Below are 20,075 nucleotides of genomic sequence, written 5' to 3'. Positions count from 1 at the left end.
AAGATAAAAATGATTATCAGCCATTACTATGCATGATGATACCACAAATAGAAATGATAAAAAGTGTGAGGTAAGTAACATTTATGACAATTGGTTCTATCTATTTAGTATCAAATATGACAATAATGTTAACGTTAAACTTCATCGATTTTCAACAATATAAGAGTAATAAACATGAATATGATAAAAAATAGAAACTATTGGTTCTCGTCTGGTTACCTTATTACTTTTTATGCTGCGTGGTCGCTGTGGTGGTCTTTTTACGCAATTTGGCTAAAAAGTAAAATTGACTTATCCGGTGAGCAGTTAGGTATTGTTTATGCGGCTAATTCTGCCGCAGCCATGTTTTTCATGATTTTCTATGGCATTATCCAAGATAAATTACAAATAGGTAAAGCCGTAGTGACCTTCCAAAGTATTATCATGGTTATTATTGGCCCTTTTTTAATTTATGTGTATGAACCTTTATTAAAAAATGATTTTATTTGGGGTGTTTGTATCGGTGCACCAGTTTTAAGTGCCAGCTTTATTTCGGGCAGTGCTTTGATTGACTCTTTTATTGAACGTATTAGTCGATTATTTGGCTTTGAATTTGGTCCTGCTCGTTTTTGGGGATCATTTGGTTATGCTGCTGCAACGTTTGTTGCGGGTATTTTATTTGGCATTGATCCTCATATTAACTTTTGGATGGCGTCGGGTGTTGCGGTTATCTTTTTCACCATTAATATGATATTTAAGCCAAAACAATATCAAGCATCACCAACTGAAAATAACGATACTACTTTAGTAGAAAAAACAACGACTATACCAACAATGGGCGAAATCTTATCGCTGTTTGGTTTGCAAAAATTTTGGTTGTTTGTGTTGTTTGTTATTGGTACTTATAGTTTTTATACTATCTATGATCAACAGTTATTTCCTAATTTTTATACTGGTTTTTTTGAAAAACCAGAAGATGGCTATCAAGTTTACGGTTATTTAAATTCCTTCCAAGTCTTTTTAGAAGCAACTTGTATGATTATTGCTCCTTATTTTATTAACAAAATGGGAGCTAAAAAATCGCTATTAGTTGCTGCACTAGTTATGATTTGCCGAATTGCATTATCTGCAACGTTAGATAATATTTATCTGATATCATTCGTTAAGTTATTTCATGCAATTGAAATTCCATTATTTATTTTGGCGATGTTTAAATATATTGTAGGTAATTTTGATGCTCGGTTATCTGCTACACTTTATTTAGTTGGTTTTAATATTTCATCGAATCTTGGCGTTATTGTGTTGTCATGGTTTGTGGGTAAATTATTTGATAATACAGGATATGCGACAACATTTTATGTGCTTGCAGGTGTTGTTTTGATTACTTCAATAATAGCTATATTTACTTTAAGTGACGAGAAAAAAGCAAAACAACAATAATTTTAAATTAGCCCTTATAATTATAAATATGGAAACATATTGTTTCCATATTGATGTTAAATCAATACAATCCTTGCTTCTAAGGAAAGTTTGCGAAACAATATTAGCAATTTTAGATAATATGTATAGGGACTTGTAGTGAACGATGTAAAAGTAGTTGTTAAACCCGAGATGTTATGGAAAACCATTCGACAAGAAGCCTCTGAGTTAGTTGAAAGCGAGCCGATGTTAGCTAGTTATTTCCATGCAACTTTACTCAATCATGAAGATCTGGGGAGTGCTTTAAGCTATATTTTAGCTAATAAGCTTGTTTCTCAGGTTATGCCCGCTATTGAAATTCGTGAAATTGCCCGTCAGGCTTATCAAGCGGACCAAAATATTATTCAGTCAGCTATATGCGATATCATGGCTGTTTATATTCGCGATCCAGCCACTAATTACTATTCAACACCACTTCTTTATTACAAAGGATTTTTATCCTTGCAAGCTTATCGAATTGCACATTGGCTTTGGAAGCAAAACCGTAAATCATTGGCTATTTTTTTACAAAGCCAAATTGCGATTGTATTTGGTGTTGATATTCACCCTGCGGCAAAAATTGGCTGTGGAGTAATGTTTGATCACGCAACAGGTATTGTTATTGGAGAAACAGTGGTAATTGAAAATGATGTTTCTATTTTACAATCGGTTACATTAGGCGGAACGGGTAAAGAAAATGGTGATCGCCATCCAAAAATTCGTGAAGGGGTGATGATTGGAGCTCACTCAACGATTTTAGGTAATATTGAAATAGGTAAAGGTGCTAAAATTGGAGCTGGCTCTGTTGTGTTAGATCCCGTACCTCAGCATACAACCGTTGCAGGTGTACCAGCCAAAGTGGTGGGTTGCCCTGATTGCGAAAAACCAGCATTAAATATGGATCAAGATATTTAATTGTTATTAGATAATAAAAAACTCCGTTGATAAACACAGACGGAGTTTTTAATAATTGATTGGCTACTTACTGTTAAGATTTACATCCATTGTTGGGTATGGAATATTAATATTATTTTCAGTTAATCCATTTTTGATATTTTCAAGCAGCTCACCTTTTACCGCGCCATAATTTTCGTTTAATGTCCAAACTAACACATTAAAATTCATCGAGGACGCATCTAAAACATCTAATCGAATGGTAGGCTCTTTGGATGTTAATATATTATTAGTTTTATCAACAGCTTGCTTTAATACTTGATAGACTTTTTGAATATCTGAATCATAACCAACATTAACCACCAAATCTAAACGTCTTTCTGGTAAGCGAGTATAGTTGATAATATTAGCACTTACTACTTGGCTGTTAGGAATTATAACTAGTTCGTTGGTTGGTGTAACAATAGATGTTGAGAAAATTTGTATAGAATCAATAATACCTTGCTGACTATTGATTATTACCGTTTCACCGACTTTAAATGGGCGAAAAATAATTAAAATCACTCCAGCCGCAAAGTTAGATAGTGAACCTTGTAACGCTAAACCAACAGCTAAGCCAGCCGCACCAATCACTGCAACAATGGATGCTGTTTGTACTCCTAATTGACCTAAAACAGCAACCAATGTCATTACAATAGTCGCATAGTATGCTAATGCACTGACAAATTTAACAACAGTTGGATCAACGTGTCGATTTGATAATATTCTTTTTAATTGGTTACTAATAAATCTAGCGATAGTTCTACCAATAACAAAAATTATAATGGCAAAGCAGAAATGAGCAATATAGCTAAAAACAACCCCATCATATTTTTCGATAAATGAAAGGGTGTAATTTAAGAAACCTTCAAAATTCATATTATTATCCTCAGTAATGGGTAATAGAAATTTTTGTTAAAGTATTTTAATTCGCAATTGGCTAAACAAGTTGTTTGATTAATAAAGACCAACGTGTATCAAAATTAGTTGTTGGTAGATATTTAAAACCTGAACGAGAATAACGTGCCATCATGCCCTCGCAAAAAGCTAATAATTGGCTAGATAAAATACGTTCATCAGTTATGAAGGCAACACCTTCACGAATTTTTCGCTCGCGTAAAACTTGTTTAATTTGAGTTTCAATTCGTTCAAATAGCTGGCTAATACGTTCTTGTAACTGATCTTGCTCAAACATTAATGCGTGCCCAGTCATAATTCTGGTTAATCCTGGGTTCTTTTCAGAAAATCCTAATATCAAAGCAAGAATAAGTTGTAACCGAGTAAATGTATTTGGCTCTTCATGCATGATCACATTTATACGGGATAACAAGATATCTTCAATATAGACAATTAAACTTTCAAACATTTTTGTTTTACTCGGAAAATGTCGATATAAAGCTGCTTCAGAAACACCTACTGTTGCAGCTAATTTGGCCGTAGTTATTCTTTGAGTGCCTTCATTAGATTCAAGCATTTTTGCCAATGCTTGTAAGATATCTTCTTTGCGATTTCTATTTTTGCTACTCACGATCATTTTTTACCCGAATGTCCAAAACCACCTTCGCCTCGTGCTGATTCAACAAATTCATCAACAATGTTAAATTCGGCTTGTACAACCGGAACAATGATTAGTTGGGCAATTCGATCGCCTGCTTCAATCACAAAAGGAGTTTGGCTTCGATTCCAAACAGGAACAAATAGTTGTCCTTGATAATCTGAATCAATCAAACCCACCAAATTACCAAGTACAATACCATTTTTTGAACCAAGCCCTGAACGCGGTAACACTAATGCCGCTAAACTAGGATCAGCAATATGCATTGATAAACCAGTCGGGGTTAGGATAGTTTCTCCTGGTTTTATTTCGGTTGTTTTATCAAACATTGCTCTTAAATCAATGCCTGCAGATCCTTCAGTTGCATAAGTAGGCAGAGGAAATTCGTTACCTAAACGTTTGTCTAATACTTTTATATCAATTTTTCTTTTCATCATGACTCGCTTTATATCGTGTTATAACAGTTTGAAGTAACTGTGTTGCTAATTGGTTTTTACTGCTTAATGGTAACGTTTGCTCACCATTTTGCCAATACAGTGTTAATTCATTTTGATCGGAATTAAAGCCAATGGTTTTATCAGAAACATCATTAGCACAAATTAAATCTAAGTTTTTTGCGGTTAATTTTTTTAGTGCATAAGCTTTAACATCATTAGTTTCAGCGGAAAATCCTACCACAAAAGGGCGATGTGTTTTTAGCGCTGCGACACTTGCTACAATATCGGGATTTTTAACTAATTCAATCACAAGTTCATCGTTATCGCCCGTTTTTTTAATTTTTTGTGTCGCAATTGTTTTAGCATGATAATCGGCAACAGCGGCACAAGAAATAAAAATATTTGATTTTTTAGCGTGATTCATTGCTTCATCGTACATCTGTTTAGCGCTTTTAACGTCAATTCGGTTGACATTATTCGGCGTATGTAAATGAACTGGTCCACTAATTAATGTGACATTGGCACCCATTTGAGCAGCGGCGTTTGCAATTGCAAATCCCATTTTTCCTGAGCTGTAATTACTAATATAACGAACGGGATCGATTTCTTCGATTGTTGGTCCTGCCGTAATGGTAATTGATATATCTGAAAGCACTGAGGTTGATTTAAAATAGTGGGTTATTTCCTCAACAATAGTGAGCGGCTCAAGCATACGTCCTGGTCCAACATCACCGCAAGCTTGAAAACCACTGTCTGGACCTAAAATTAAGGTATTTCTTGACGCTAATACAGATAAATTATGTTGAGTTGCGGCGGCTTTATACATTTGTTGATTCATCGCTGGAGCAATAGCAATTGGCGAAGATGTTGCTAAACAAATTGTTGATAACAAATCATCGGCAATACCATTTGCCATTTTAGCAATAATATTGGCGGTTGCAGGCGCAATTAATACCAAATCTGCCCATTTGGCAAGTTCAATATGACTCATAGAAAGCTCGGCCGATGGATCAAAGAGATCGCTAGAAACCTGATTGCCAGAAACAGCTTGAAGCGTCATTTTAGTGACAAAATGGCTAGCAGAATCAGTCAAAACTACATGCACTTGCGCGCCAGATTTTTTTAAATGGCGAACAAGGTCAGGACATTTATAAGCGGCAATCCCACCAGTAATCCCTAACAAAATACGTTTACCCGATAGACTCATGATCATGCTTCCTTCACACCAAAAATGAAAGCGTTATATTACCACAATTAAGTTAGATAATAAGTAGCTCTTTCGCATTGGCTAATGTTGCGTCTGTAATTTTATCGCCGCCTAATAATCTCGCTAACTCGTTTAATCGCCCATTTTCGTTTAATTTTTGCATATCTGTAGTGGTTTTTTTACCATTAGTTTGTTTACTAACAAAATAGTGTTGATTAGCTTGTCCTGCAACTTGTGGTAAATGAGTAACGGTAATTACTTGAGTTGATTGTCCAAGCTGCCTTAATAGTTGCCCCACTTTTGCGGCGGTTGGACCGCTGATCCCAACATCAATTTCATCAAAGATTAAAGCTGGCGTATCCATTTTTTGCGCAGTTAAAACTTGAATTGCCAAAGCAATACGCGATAATTCCCCACCCGAAGCAACTTTAGCCAGTGGTTGGGGGCTTTGTCCTACATTAGTACTAACTAAAAAAGTGACTTGATCAGCACCGTCTTCATTTAATCGATTTTCATCAAAAGCAATATCGATACTAAATTGTCCATTAGGCATAGATAATTCATGCATAATAGTGGTGACTTTTTTAGCTAATGTTTTGCTTATCGTTAACCTTTTTTGATGCAATTTTGTAGCAATTTCAACGGCGATTTGATGGTATTTAGTAATATCATTTTTAAGTTGTTCACTTTGTTCATCTTGCTGATTAATTTGTTTAAATTCAGCTAACAAAGTTTGATGTAAATCTGGCAATTCTTCGGGCAAGACATGATGTTTACGCGCCAAAGCAATCTGTTTAGATAACCGCTGTTCTAGTTGCATGACTCGAGCAGGATCGAGTTCTAAACGTTCACTATAATGACGAAGCTCATCACTTGCTTCTTTAATTTGAATAGATGCCTCTTCCAACATGTTATAAACGTTATTTAACGCTGGATCAAGCGAGGTTAGTTCTTGAACACTATTTTTCACACTGCTTAGTAAATTACTGACGTTATAGTCGTCTGCCTCGTCTAACAACATGACAGATTGCTGGCTTAGATTAATTAACTGTTCGCTATTAGATAACCGTTTGTACTCTTCATCAATTTGTTGAAACTCCCCTTCAATGGGCGAAAATTCATTAAGTTCTTTTAATTGATATTGCAAAAGTTGCATATGTGCATCACGCTCTTGCCTTGTTGTTTCGTATTGCTGGTAAGCCCGTGTTGCTTCTTTCCATTTCTTATAGGCTTGATGCATTTGAGCAAGTAGTGTTGGTTCATTCATATAATGATTTAACAACAACTGCTGATAATCACTGCGTAACAGGCGCTGATGCTCATGTTGCCCATGAATTTGAATCAACATTTGCCCCAAATCTTTTAATTGCGAAATAGGAACAGCTCGACCATTAATAAACGCTTTAGAACGCCCATCTTGATTAATTACTCGTCGCAAAATGCACTCATTACCCTCATCAAGTTGGTTTTCGCTTAGCCAATCAAAAGCCGCTGGCGTATCATCAAGCACAAAACTTGCAGAAATATCAACACGATCAGCGCCATGTCGAATAGATGAAGCATCAGAACGATTACCTAAACATAATCCCAATGCATCAATAGCAATCGACTTCCCCGCTCCTGTTTCACCCGTAATCGCCGTCATCCCCGAAGTAAAATCGACAAGAAGTTGATCCACAATAGCAAAATTATTAATAGTTAGTTGAGTTATCATAATAAATTAATACATAAGGCTAGTTATAATATTGGCAGTATAGCAGTAAAAACACTGTAAATAAATACAGGGTGGTTTTTTTTGTTTTTTGGGAGGAGGCGAGGATATATATAGGTATAAAGTGATTTTGCCATATCAATATTGACAATAAGGATTGGTTGTAACACCAAAAGAAAAATTTACACACAGTTTTAGCTAAGAATGTTAATAGGGTACAAAACCTAATTTTTCAAGTTCAATTTTCATTGCATCGATGTTTTCTTTTTCTAATAATTCATGATCAATAACAATTATGAGTTCTTGTTTAGCTCGAGTTAAGGCTACATAAACTTGCTTCCACACCTTATTGAATTTATTTTTTTGTGGCAAATTATTTTGTATTAAATAATTATAGATATTTAGAGAAAGGATAATGACACATGAATCCGAATCTAGTCCTTTTATAGAATCTATACTAGATATATTAAATATGTTTTTAGGATTTTTGCTAAATTGAGAAGAAAATTCTGCATATTCAGCTTCTTTCAGACGAAAGGAATATTTTGCTTGTAAATCTTGAATAGCTTTTTCTATATTTGATTGTTGTATTTCTTCGAGAAAATCAATATGAGCTGCTTTTACTAATAAGTTTTTGTCTAATTTAGAGGGACAAGCTTTAATTTTTTCTTCAATAAAATCAGGAAATGTTACTTTTATATGCTTACTAGTTGAGTATCTACCCTGTTTTTTATCAATACAAACTATATGCTTTTTAATATATTCATGAATGATCTTGATAAATTGTGGATGTGTTGATTCTAAATATTTCAAAATTCCTTTATTTTGATTTATTGAGTTTTGTTTTTGATTGGGATAACAAAAACGATTAGAAATAGCTAATATTTCTGATGGAACTCGCCGAGTTACATTATTTATAGGATGCAATATTACATAGGTTTCAGATTCAACTTTCCTAATAAAATCAATTAAAGCATTGCTATACTTAATTGCTTGTTTAGGATCTCCTATCATATACACATCAGAACATTTTTTAGCTATAATATTAAACGTTTCTAGTCCGTCACTATCAAGGTCTTGTACTTCATCAATAAAAATCTTTGCAATTTTTGCTTGTAATAGATCAAGTATGAACCTGACCTTCGCTTTCTTTTCTTTGTTACTATGTTTTCTATTATTTTCGTCAATGATTTGTTTAGAAATATTGTATATTTTTTCAGAATGAATAATATTTTTTAATTTTAGTCTTTTGATTTTCTGTCCTTTATAACTATTTTTTTCATCCTTAAGTGCGATTGTTGAACAATTATTATATTTATCCCCTAAAATATAAAATGAAAATGGATAAATAATTTTATTAAGTAAAAAACTATGGACTGTTTCGATCACTACATTGTTCGGAATATATCCTAATGATTTTAATATCTCGTAATAGATTTTTTCGGTTGCTGAGTTGGTATAGGTTAACGCAAAAATTACCTTATGGTCATTTATAGTATTAATGTGTTTAATTATTGTTTGCGCTAACTCGTGTGTTTTACCTGCTCCAGCTCCAGCTATTTGAATTTCTAACATAATATTTTCCTTATCACTTCGTCAATATGAGTAGGCAGGCTTAATTCTATTTCGTTTTTAAGTAAAGCATCACAAATTAGGAGCATACCTTCAGCTTTATCTGATTTAAGGTGCTTTGACATTTCTTCCTGATTAAAATTTTTTTTAAATAGTTTATTTAAACTCTTAAGATTATCATTTGTAGCAACAAAATCATCTTCAAGTGTATATTTTGTTGTTGTTCTTACTGTGATATTTTCATTTTTGATATCATATTGTTGATGCTCATTTTTTGCATTATGTTGATCATCAAAATCTCTTATAATCCCAATTTTTTTCTTATTATTTTCTTTATTAAGAATTAACCATACATCTAAAAATGTTTTAAAACCCTTTTGATTAATCGAAATGACTTCTATGTTATTTAGCTTCGAACAATTTCTAGTTAAAAATGCATTTATTAGCATTTCCTCAGTAGTTCCCTCAACTAAAATAACTTTATTAGCAAAAAGCAATTTAAGAATATCGAAATTAGGGCGTTTTCTAAGATAGTTTAATAATTCTTGAGATGTATTAGATAAATTAATAGCTTTTTCACCAGTCAAAACAAGGACGTTTGATAGTTTTAATTTATTAATCACAGTAGGACTATGCGTGGATATGATTGTTTGTAATAAAGAGTTACTATTATTGACACTTTTATGGATAAAATCAGTAACAAGTTTTAGGTTGTTAATACTTAAATGCGCTTCAGGCTCTTCAATACAACATAAATTGAAAGTAGATTTATTTATCTTATAATAAGCAAATAGAATGAAAATATAGATTAAATTTCTCTGTCCTAAACCTCTTTGATAAAGAAACTCTTCCCCATATCTCAATGTTATATTAGATAAAATATTTTTTAAATTAGGAAGGTTTGGAATACACTCCAATTGTTTTAGATGGTCTGTAATATTTTCGAATTCTTCATTTATTTGAATAATTTTTTCAAATGTTTTAGTTCTCTCAATCTCAGAGAAAAAACTTATATAAGCTTGATTAATTATATTTTTTTCTGTTTCATTTAAATTGTTAATTAGTAATCTCGTGAGTATGCTATTGGATTTCATTGTGCTACTATCTGAGAAATTATCACGTTCGGCATTAATATGATTAATTTTAATATTTTTTAGTTCATTAAAACTGATTAGCTTTTCATTATTTACTGACACTATTTGATAATCATAAAATTCTATAGGTAGAGTAAAACAGTTTATATCTTCTATTTTTGAATCTTTTAATAAAGAACGTACAGTATTTAAGAATTCTTTATTATCTTTGGGTTTAAAATCATATCGAATTTTAAAACAATCCTCATCCTCATCTTTTATTAACCAATTAAATAAAATAGCTTTCTCATAGCTATTTTCTGGTTCTACAAACTGGAGCGTTATTGTAACTTTTGGTATCTTATTGAGTTGTTCCTCTTCAGGTTCTCTATTTATTATTGAACGGTAAAACTCTTTTATACTTTCTCTATTAATATCAGATACATTCAGTTTTTTCTGATTGTAGGCAATGCTGTTGCTTGCTAAGGGTAAGGATAAAGCAGAAAAAAAATTTGATTTACCTGTACAGTTTTCACCAACAACAACAGTTAATTTTTGTAAAATAGCTTCAAAATTTCTAAAATTCCTATAATTATTAATTTTTACTTTTTTGATGTACATATTTTATGAATACCCTTACCGTGTTTAGTATCTGTGTAAGTATATTATAATAATGGTATGATAAAAATTGTTAATTTACAAAGATATCAACTGGAGTTATTTACCTTCAACAATCATTTTCACTTCGCTTATTTACAATAACAGTTCAATAACCAAACAAATCCTTATGTTACTAGTGGAAAAATAAACCTATCATATTGTAAAAAACATCCATAATCCCACACCATTTAACTAAACTTATATAATTACCATCAACCCCACTTATTCTTCTTTTATCCCAAATTACACAGGAGTATAATTTATACACCTATTATTATAATTATGGAAAACCCAGTATGTTTGGAAATAAAACAAATCGTCAAGTCATTATTTGGACAACAATCATTGGTGGTTTTATTAGTGCTTTAGTTAAGTGGGGATCCGAGGTTAATATGCCTCCTCGTGTCCCGGGTGAAATTTCGCCTCCAGCTGCACATATTGATGCATGGCTTGGTTGGTTAGGGATTGATTCTCATTCACTTGATTATATTTATCAAACAGCAACTGTTTCTGGTGCGGTAACGCTTTATCACTGGTTATTCAGTTTTGCTTTTGCCTTTGTTTATGTGGCTGGTGCATATTATTGCAACAAAATCCGACTATGGTATGGCGCTGTTTATGGCACGATTATTACTATCTCTATGCATGGTTTTTTAATTCCATTACTTGGCTTTCGTCATCCTGCTTATGATGCCGAAGGTACTGTTGGTTGGTTGTGGAATTTAAATGGCTATGAACTTTGGAGCGAAATTTTGGGTCATATCTATTGGGGCGTTTCAATTGAAATTTGTATGATTGCCGTTCTTGCTCATTTTTCAAGACCTATTCGTGGCGAGTGGCGTCAATAATTTAAGCTAAATCACTTAATACTAAATCCTACTATTTAACTATAGTGGGATTTTTTATTTTATTAGTTATAGTTAAAAACTATATTAACCAATAAAAAACTAGAATTATTCAATATCTGTTTTTTTTGTTATCTTCTTTATCACTAAAGAAAGTCGATAAAAAGGAAATAAAAATGAATACTGCTGTTATTGGATATCCTCGAGTTGGTAAGCTTCGTGAACTTAAATTTGCAACAGAAGCCTATTTTAAAGGTAATAAAACACAAGCTGAATTATTAAACGAAGCTAAAGCGCTACGAGCTGAGCATTTAAAACAACAAGCGGCTCAAAAAATTGCTTTTATTTCATCTAATGATTTTTCATTCTATGATGCGGTGTTAGATACAGCGTGTTTACTTAATGTTATTCCAAAACGTTACCAAGATTTAGGTTTACCTGAACTTGACCGTTATTTTGCGATGGCACGTGGTTATCAGGGTGAAAAAGGCGATGTGCGAGCACTCGCTATGAAAAAATGGTTTAACACCAATTACCACTATTTAGTACCTGAAATTGAAGATTCAGTACAAATTAAGTTAACAGGCACTAAACCTTTTGACGAATATCAAGAAGCTAAAGCGTTAGGTGTGCAAACCAAGCCAGTTGTGATTGGTGCATTAACCTTTTTTAAATTAGCGCAGTATTTAGGTAAAAAACAGCTTGTTGATTTTAAAGCTGATATTATTAAAGCTTATCAAGACATCATCCAAAAATTCACAACGCTTGGTGCTGAGTGGATCCAAATTGATGAACCCATTTTAGTCACTGACCTAAATAAAGACGATATCGCTTTATTTACCGAACTTTATCAAGCGATTTTATCGGTTAAAGGTAACACCAAAATTGTTCTACAGACCTATTTTGGTGATGTACGTGATTGTTATAAAGAACTTGTCGCTTTACCTTTTGATGGTATTGGTCTTGATTTTGTTGAAGGTAAACAGTCATTAGCTTTACTTGAAAACAATAGCTTCCCTGCCGATAAAGTCTTATTTGCTGGTGTGGTAAATGGCAAAAATATTTGGAAAAACAATTACCAAAAAACCTTAGCATTACTAGGTAAAATCAAACAAAAAGCCGCAAATATTGTGATTAATACTTCATGCTCATTATTGCATGTACCTTATACATTGCAAAATGAGACCAAATTAACTATTCAACAACGTGCTTATTTTGCTTTTGCACAAGAAAAGCTACAAGAACTTGCTGAACTTGGTCAATTATTTAAGGATGCAAACGCTGAAAATAATGCCGCTTATAAAGCTAACCAAACATTATTTACTCGTGAGCGTGAAGGCGCAAATCAAGCTGTACGCCAAAAAGTGGCCGCATTAAAAGATTCGGACTTTACTCGTTTACCTGAATTTTCAGTGCGTGAAGCAGCGCAGAAAAAGGCCTTTAATTTGCCACTATTACCAACAACCACTATTGGATCATTCCCGCAAACACCTGATGTACGTTTAAATCGTGCTAAATTCAAAAAAGGTGAAATTTGCTTGAACGAATACACTGAGTTTAATCAACAAAAAATTGCGCAGTGTATTAAATTACAAGAAGAAATTGGCATTGATGTGTTGGTTCATGGTGAATTTGAACGTAATGACATGGTGGAATATTTTGGCGAAAGCTTAAATGGCTTTGTGTTTACTGAAAAAGCATGGGTGCAATCTTATGGTACTCGTTGCGTTAAGCCACCAATTGTTTGGGGTGATATTTCACGCTCAAAACCGATTACTGTTGCATATTCAAAATATGCACAAAGCCTGACAGACAAACCAGTTAAAGGTATGTTAACAGGACCTGTGACTATTCTAAATTGGTCGTTCCCACGAGAAGATATTTCTCAAAAAGAATCGGTATTCCAAATAGCATTAGCAATTGGTGATGAAGTATTAGATCTTGAAGCAGCGGGTATTAAGATCATTCAAATTGACGAAGCGGCATTAAAAGAAAAATTACCACTACGTAAAGCCGATTGGAACAGTGAATACCTTGATTGGGCGATCCCTGCGTTTAGATTGGTACATAGCAAAGTGCAAGCAGATACGCAAATTCATACTCATATGTGTTATAGCGAATTTGCTGACATTATTAAAGATATTGATGCAATGGACGCTGATGTTATTTCGTTCGAGGCTTCCCGCTCTAATTTGCAGTTGATTGACGTACTTAATGCAAACAACTTCAAAACTGAAGTAGGACCAGGGGTTTACGACATCCATTCACCACGTGTACCACCAGTAGCCGAAATCAAAGCAACGATTGAAAAGTTACTAGCGAAGATTGATAACCAAAAATTGTGGATCAACCCAGATTGCGGTTTAAAAACTCGTGGCGAAAAAGAAGTGGTTGAAAGCTTACAACATTTAGTACAAGCCACTTTAGAAGTAAGAAAAACACTGAACTAAGTACTATTTTTACAAAGTCATTGAGTTTTTTATTAACAAATCAGGCTTTGTTTAGCCTTACGTTTCCGCCGCCTATTTGGGCGGCGGAAGTGTCAATAAGGGAAATGAATGACATAACCAATGGATGAAACAAATGAAAACAAATCTACTATTTAATAAAAAAACCGTATTCTCCTTTGAGGTTTTTCCTCCTAAAAAAACCTCACCTTTAGAAACAATTTATAGTACATTGCGTGAACTTGGTTATTTTAAACCTGATTTTATCAGTGTCACTTATGGTGCAGGTGGTAGCTTAAATGGTCAAACCACCATTGATATTGCCCACTCAGTCAAACACACTTATGGCATTGAAAGCGTCGCTCACTTGCCGGGGATCAATTTTGATAAAGCTGAAATGCAAAAAATCCTACACGATCTTAAATGTGCAGGAATTGATAATGTGCTTGCTTTGCGTGGTGACATCAGCCCGAATGTGCAACCTAAAGATGATTTTCGATACGCCAGCGAACTGGTGACATTCATTAAAGAAAACGGTGATTTTAACGTGATTGGTGCATGCTATCCCGAAGGACACCTTGAAGCAGCAACACTAAAACAAGATCTGATCCACCTAAAAGAAAAGGTCAATGCAGGTACCGATCAACTTATTTCACAGCTATTTTTTGATAATGATTATTTTTATACATTTTTAGATAAATCTCGCGATATTGGCATTAATGTTCCAATAGAAGCAGGCATCATGCCAGTGACCAATAAAAACCAAATTGAGCGTATGGTATCAATGTGTGGGGTGAATTTACCTAAAAAATTCAAACAAATGATGGAAAAATACGAACACCATCCAGAAGCATTTCGTGATGCCGGTATTGCTTATGCAATCGATCAGATTGTTGATTTAGTTTCGCAAGATGTCGATGGCATTCACTTATACACCATGAACAATAGCTACATAGCAAGGCGCATTAGCGAAGCAGTATCAACATTGCTAGCGGTGCCAAAATCGGAATAGTGATGGTATAAAGATAAAGTATATTTTTTGGGAGTACTGTGGAGTTGTTGCGGACTAGCTAAAATTGGTTGCGGGGGCTGGATTTGAACCAACGACCTTCGGGTTATGAGCCCGACGAGCTACCAAGCTGCTCCACCCCGCGTCAAAGAAGTGGCTATATTATAGCAATAAAATAATAAAGCAATACCTATTTAGCTTAAACGCCAAATTTTTAAACATTCTTGAGTAGATCTAGATTATTTTCTTACATAAACACAAATTCACTTGAAAGTTTTTAACAAAAATTTTAGTCTCCTCCAAAACCAAAGACAGCAAAATCCAACTACACTGAAAATAGCAATAATTTTATAACCATAGGATTTTAATAAAAAAATCAAGGTAAAAACTTAAATAAAATCAATACGCTACCTGAACAATTTTGATAAGTAACACACTGATTTTTTTACATCAGTATTTCAGTACACTCAGATAAATAAACAAAAGCCATTAACATTAATATAATGATTAACAAATATCGAGGAGTGATCAACATAATGCTACTATTTGATTATCTAAAATCTACAGATATTGAATTAATCAATACTAAATTAAAAAAAGTTGCTATGACAAACTTAAAACATATTCTTAATGATCACTACACAGAATTAGAACTTAATACTAAACAAGAGACCCAAACACTTACTTTTCATGAAAGCTTAAGTGTGATTTTAACGGAAGATTATAATGAACCCGTTTTTCAAATGTGCTTAAAAATTTATAAAGATGAAATGTATCTTGGTTATTATCACTATTTAACAACATTAGACCTTACCTTTGTTGATGAATTCTTTGTTATCAGATAACCAATAAAAGCACGTTGTTTTGCATTCTATAGATGATCAACTACCGCTCTTTTTTAGTTTATATTAAATACAGGTATTATCGATTTTTACAATTCCTCATGCTCCGTATAATCTTCTAACACCGCATCAGTCATACGGTCTAAATGTTTGACTTTGCTAAGGTCTTTTAAATTACTGTAAGGAATATAGCTACAACGCTCCGATAATGGCCCACTTTCTAATAACGAAAATACAGGGCGACGGATCTCTTGAAATACTTTTTCCTGACGACTGTCTGGGGCGACAATATGGAGATTAATATTCATATTGGGTTGTAAGGCGAGTAAATCCGCCATGCGTAAAATACCAGAGTAAACCGAAGTGGTATGTTCGACTTCAAACGCGCGTGTGATAGCGCGCCCTTTTAACCAAATCACATCAATTTGTTCAATGGTGCTTAAGGTGGTTTCGTCATAATTAAGTGGTAATTTTTCTAATAATGCTTCGGTGCCTTTTTTCCACTCTTTTAATACCCGGCTGCGATCCGCTTTCGGTAGCCAAATCTTCATCCCCATACAGGCACCAATTTGGGCAAGTAACGCCTGCATTTTGATCGATTCGCGTACTTCTGGGGTTGTTTGGTTTGGGGCTTCATCATCGACCAGTTCATTATCACTCGGGACCGAAACCTCAATCACTTTATCGGTTCGATTGACAGTATGGGTTTTTAATTTCTTTTGATCTTGCTCATTAAGGGGATAATCAGCGGCGATGTCATGTTGCTGTAATAGGCAGCGCATTAATAATTTGCCATCTTTTTCGTTGATTTTATTTAAACTATTACGCAGCAATCCGGTCCAACCTTTACTGTTTTTCTCAATGTTTTGGGTAAAAGAAAGATGTTGCCAAATTTGGTCAGTATACATAGGGATAGCTTGGGGGAATGGTAACCACACTTTAACCCGAACATGAAAACGTATAATAAACGGATCATCCGATGCTAAAAAAAGGGGCGTGCTATCTTCATAAGGACCATCAACCACTTCAAGCAGCCCGCACCAGCGAGATAGTCGGGTGAGATAACAAATAAAAATATCCCCAGCTTTTACTTTTTCTGCCAATAATTTTTGTCGAACCCGAAAACCAGATACTGTTTTATCTGAATTCATAAAAGCTTGATACGTTTCGGGTGAAAAGATGTTGGTATAGTAAGCCATAAATAATTATCCGTTTTTAATTAACCTTACTTTAAAGGTTTGGATCTATTTAAAAGTAATCAGTTAAATTGTTGTTTAATCTCGGTCATCCAACGTGGAAGTTCGTCATGTAAGGCTAAATTTAGCATAAATAAGTTATCAATATCTTTATTCGCTTTGCTTAAGTCAATTGTTTGAATAATTTCAGCAAAATAAGGCACAATGTCCGATTTTGATAGTTCAAACTCAGTTATTGCTTGTAATAATAGCTTGCTATCAATACCCCATTCGTTGGCAAATTCGTTTGCGGCATGTTTGATTTTATCGTTTTTCCAATTGGTAAATGCTTGATCAAAATGGACTTGGCTAGATAGGCGACCGGTTAATAATTCGGTATCGACAAATTCCTTTAATATTTTTGCTTGCTGATCTTCGCCCATTTGGCTTAATTCTTGAATTTGTTCGTAGATAATGCGCCTAGTTTCGTCGTTAATGGTTTGTACACCATCAACATGCGACACTTTAGATCCAATTAAGCTAAGGATATGCGCAGCATCAATCACCTGTGTGCCTGCTAATTTGGTTTTACCAATTAAAGTGGGCACAATGGTTGGCTTTTTAGTGGTAGTTTCTTTAGCGGTTAAGTTTTTAAATGCGCCAACATATTGCAACCAACGGTGCTCGGTCATACCAAAAGTGGCATTATCCCATTGATATTCATAATATTGTTGGACAATATTAAGCTGATCAGCCGCTATTTTAAATGCTTTGCTAAATTCAGTTAGTTTTTTATCATCATGTTGAATTAATTGCCATTGGGTTGGATCGGCTAAGGTTAAAACTAATTGCTCCAAATCGTTAGCTAAAATTCGCACAGCAGTGGCATAGGTTTCAACAATCGCTTTGCTATTACCACCACCACTACCATATAGCTCAAGGGCTTGGTTAACCATTTGTTCGGTCAGGCGTGGGGTTTGGAAATTTACAATTGTGCCAAACTCTTTGCTAGAACCAAACACGCGATTGGTGCGTGAATAAGCCTGAATTAAATTTTGTAGCTTTAAAGTGCGGTCAACATAAAGAGTATTGAGTCGTTTAGAATCATAGCCTGTTAATAGCTGATCAGCAACAATCACTAAATCGATATTCTTACTATTACGACCACTACCGCCACGGGTAGCACGCTCGACCACATCCTCAAAATAGGCTTGTTCACCATGTTTTTTATCACCTGCGATAAACTTAATGCCAGTAAATTCAGCGTAATCATTAAACATGGTGTTGATAATTTCGGGATCGACATTATCCGGATCATTTTCGTTACCAAAGCTAAAGGTCATGGCAATATTGATTTTTTGCTGTTGGATTGAAAGTTGTTTTTTAAATTCCTGATAATAGGCAATCACCCGTTCCTTATAAGCGACGGTTAAAATAGCATTAAATTGTTGCTGTTGCGATTGCGCTTGCCAGTTGCTTAAAATCTCTGTAACCACTTGTGGTATATGAGTTTGATCATGATAAACTAATAGCGCTTTATCAATGGCTTGCTTTTCAACTTCGCTTTCGCTCCAGCTATGTACTAATCGGGCGATTTCGCGATCGGATTGTTCTGGCTTTTCGATTTTTATACGCTCAATAAGCTTATCACGCAAATCGTCATAACTGCTAAATTCGCCAGTATTGATGTAATCAACATGAAATCCAAGCACGTTACCATCAGCAATAGCTTCATCAATGGTATATTGATGTAATTTAGGACCAAATAGCTTTTCGGTAGTGTTAATCACTTCGCTGTTTTCGTTTATTTTGCCTTTAATTTTGTTTTCGTCAAAAAGCGGCGTACCTGTAAATCCAAAAAATAGCCCATTTATTCTAAAATGGCTTTTTATTTCGCCCATCATATTTTTCATAGTGGAACGGTGCGCTTCGTCAACAATAAAGACGATTTTTTTATCGGCTAAGTGACTATCCTTGCCTTCCTCTAAGGCTTTAACCAAATTATGCAGTTTAAAGATAGTGGTTACCACAATACCATTGTGTGGCGAGCTAAGGTGTTTTCTAAGCTGCGCGGTGCTGTGCGTATCATCAACGGTGACTGGTTCAAAAGCAGCATAAGCTTTAAAGTTATCACTGGTACGGCTATCAAGTTCACGCCGATCGACCAAAAAGACCACTTTATCAAAACCTGCACGGGTCGATAAAAATAGAGCTGTTTTAAAGCTGGTAATGGTTTTACCTGAACCCGTCGTATGCCAAACAAAGCCGCCATGTGGTTTTTTATCGGGATTATCCCAACCAAATGCCGCCCCTTCTACCGCTTGCAAAGCAAAGACCTGATAAGGGCGCATTAGCATATGTCGGCGGTTTTCTTCTTCTTTGGCTTCATCAATGACTAGGTAGTCGCCCACCATTTGATGCGCCATTGGGATCATTAAAAATTGTTCTATTACTTGCTGCCAATGATTGATCGGTTGATTTGATTTATTCGCCCAATGAAACACAAAGCTAGGATTAAAGTCATTAATTGTTTTGGGCGTGGCAAAGTAACGGGTTTCGATTTCGCTACTTATTACCATCATTTGCGAAAAAGCCATAAAATTGTTGCTATATTCGCCATCTCGATAATAACGCTTAAACTGTTCGAATGCCTCGTCAAGGTTTTTATCGGTACGTTTTTGTTCGATATTAATTAACGGTAAACCATTAATTAACAGCACCAAATCAAAACGGTTACCGTTAGGTGTTTGCACTTCGCGGGCAATGCGATAACAGGAATCACCGCCACGCACCTCGGGTTTTTTAAAGATAGTTAAGGTGATTTGTTTACGGGTGATAAGCGGGTTATCATCGCGATAGATGCCATCGATTTTGCCTTTTGACTCTTCCATGGCGAGCAGTTTTGCCGCTTGGTAGCTGTTTTGTAGTTGGTTAACTTTTGCCATTACTTGGCTAAATTCGTTATCGGTTAACTCAACGCCCTCAAGCTGATCGGCATTAAGCCGATTAAGTTCACTCCGCCAGTGGGTGACTAAATCATTAACCGTTACTTTACGTCGATTACCATCTAAAAAGTCAGGTGCCTGCCATTTATATATTTCTAATTCTTTAACAAAGTTTTCTTGAAAAATTTTTTCTGCGGCATCTTTTACAACCTGACTCATTCCTTAAC

15 protein-coding genes and 1 tRNA gene are annotated in these 20,075 nt (G+C 34.6%); 6 read left to right on the top strand and 10 right to left on the bottom strand.

Annotated elements, in window-relative coordinates:
* Positions 1-174: 174 nt before the first annotated feature.
* Complete coding sequence (locus A9G44_RS03545) at positions 175-1,419, top strand: oligosaccharide MFS transporter (protein ID WP_065609215.1); 1,245 nt, start codon at positions 175-177, stop codon at positions 1,417-1,419.
* 171 nt (positions 1,420-1,590) lie between these two features.
* Positions 1,591-2,352 carry a serine O-acetyltransferase gene (gene cysE / locus A9G44_RS03540; protein ID WP_065609222.1) on the top strand — a complete coding sequence of 254 codons (762 nt, stop codon included), beginning with the start codon at positions 1,591-1,593 and terminating at the stop codon, positions 2,350-2,352.
* Between the two features lie 63 nt (positions 2,353-2,415).
* On the opposite strand, the gene A9G44_RS03535 is transcribed toward cysE, so the two are convergent.
* The 7 genes from A9G44_RS03535 to A9G44_RS03505 form a co-directional block, all read right to left on the bottom strand.
* Complete coding sequence (locus A9G44_RS03535) at positions 2,416-3,249, bottom strand: mechanosensitive ion channel domain-containing protein (protein ID WP_065609214.1); 834 nt, start codon at positions 3,247-3,249, stop codon at positions 2,416-2,418.
* Between the two features lie 61 nt (positions 3,250-3,310).
* Positions 3,311-3,904 (bottom strand): nucleoid occlusion factor SlmA, encoded by a 594-nt coding sequence (gene slmA / locus A9G44_RS03530; protein WP_034909580.1) that lies wholly within the window; start codon positions 3,902-3,904, stop codon positions 3,311-3,313.
* A complete protein-coding gene (gene dut / locus A9G44_RS03525; RefSeq protein ID WP_034909576.1) occupies positions 3,901-4,359 on the bottom strand; it encodes a dUTP diphosphatase in 459 nt (152 codons plus the stop codon). Before dut ends, slmA begins: the two co-directional genes overlap by 4 nt.
* The gene (gene coaBC / locus A9G44_RS03520; protein ID WP_065609213.1) at positions 4,343-5,569 is read right to left on the bottom strand and encodes a bifunctional phosphopantothenoylcysteine decarboxylase/phosphopantothenate--cysteine ligase CoaBC; all 1,227 of its coding nucleotides are present in this window, start codon (positions 5,567-5,569) and stop codon (positions 4,343-4,345) included. Before coaBC ends, dut begins: the two co-directional genes overlap by 17 nt.
* A 52-nt stretch (positions 5,570-5,621) precedes the next feature.
* The gene (gene recN / locus A9G44_RS03515; RefSeq protein ID WP_065609212.1) at positions 5,622-7,283 is read right to left on the bottom strand and encodes a DNA repair protein RecN; all 1,662 of its coding nucleotides are present in this window, start codon (positions 7,281-7,283) and stop codon (positions 5,622-5,624) included.
* Positions 7,284-7,487: 204 nt separating this feature from the next.
* Complete coding sequence (locus tag A9G44_RS03510; RefSeq protein ID WP_065561280.1) at positions 7,488-8,855, bottom strand: UvrD-helicase domain-containing protein; 1,368 nt, start codon at positions 8,853-8,855, stop codon at positions 7,488-7,490.
* Entirely contained in the window at positions 8,849-10,546 is a 1,698-nt protein-coding gene (locus A9G44_RS03505; protein WP_065609211.1) for an ATP-dependent nuclease, read from the bottom strand. The genes A9G44_RS03510 and A9G44_RS03505 overlap by 7 nt, the downstream gene beginning before the upstream one ends.
* Before the next feature lie 335 nt (positions 10,547-10,881).
* On the opposite strand from A9G44_RS03505, the gene A9G44_RS03500 reads away from it, so the two are divergent.
* From A9G44_RS03500 to metF, 3 genes are all read left to right on the top strand, one after another.
* Positions 10,882-11,433, top strand: a complete 552-nt coding sequence (locus tag A9G44_RS03500) for a YagU family protein (protein WP_065561279.1) — start codon at positions 10,882-10,884, stop codon at positions 11,431-11,433.
* A gap of 173 nt (positions 11,434-11,606) precedes the next feature.
* Positions 11,607-13,880: a 5-methyltetrahydropteroyltriglutamate--homocysteine S-methyltransferase gene (gene metE, locus A9G44_RS03495; RefSeq protein ID WP_065609210.1), complete on the top strand. Its 2,274-nt coding sequence runs from the start codon at positions 11,607-11,609 to the stop codon at positions 13,878-13,880.
* Between the two features lie 133 nt (positions 13,881-14,013).
* Entirely contained in the window at positions 14,014-14,889 is an 876-nt protein-coding gene (gene metF / locus A9G44_RS03490) for a methylenetetrahydrofolate reductase [NAD(P)H] (RefSeq protein ID WP_065609209.1), read from the top strand.
* A 65-nt stretch (positions 14,890-14,954) separates the two neighbouring features.
* Here metF and A9G44_RS03485 read toward each other — a convergent pair.
* A tRNA-Met gene (locus A9G44_RS03485) sits at positions 14,955-15,031 on the bottom strand.
* 391 nt (positions 15,032-15,422) lie between these two features.
* On the opposite strand from A9G44_RS03485, the gene A9G44_RS03480 reads away from it, so the two are divergent.
* Positions 15,423-15,731, top strand: coding sequence for a hypothetical protein (locus A9G44_RS03480; protein ID WP_065609208.1), 309 nt, complete (start codon positions 15,423-15,425; stop codon positions 15,729-15,731).
* Between the two features lie 86 nt (positions 15,732-15,817).
* On the opposite strand, the gene A9G44_RS03475 is transcribed toward A9G44_RS03480, so the two are convergent.
* Together A9G44_RS03475 and A9G44_RS03470 are read right to left on the bottom strand one after the other, a co-directional pair.
* The gene (locus tag A9G44_RS03475) at positions 15,818-16,927 is read right to left on the bottom strand and encodes a hypothetical protein (protein WP_065609207.1); all 1,110 of its coding nucleotides are present in this window, start codon (positions 16,925-16,927) and stop codon (positions 15,818-15,820) included.
* A gap of 59 nt (positions 16,928-16,986) precedes the next feature.
* The gene (locus A9G44_RS03470; protein WP_065609206.1) at positions 16,987-20,067 is read right to left on the bottom strand and encodes a type I restriction endonuclease subunit R, EcoR124 family; all 3,081 of its coding nucleotides are present in this window, start codon (positions 20,065-20,067) and stop codon (positions 16,987-16,989) included.
* Positions 20,068-20,075: the final 8 nt, after the last annotated feature.

It is taken from the genome of Gilliamella sp. Occ4-3 (assembly GCF_001690675.1).
GTDB lineage: Bacteria > Pseudomonadota > Gammaproteobacteria > Enterobacterales > Orbaceae > Gilliamella > Gilliamella bombi.
This window is presented reverse-complemented; position numbering and strand designations above follow the sequence as displayed.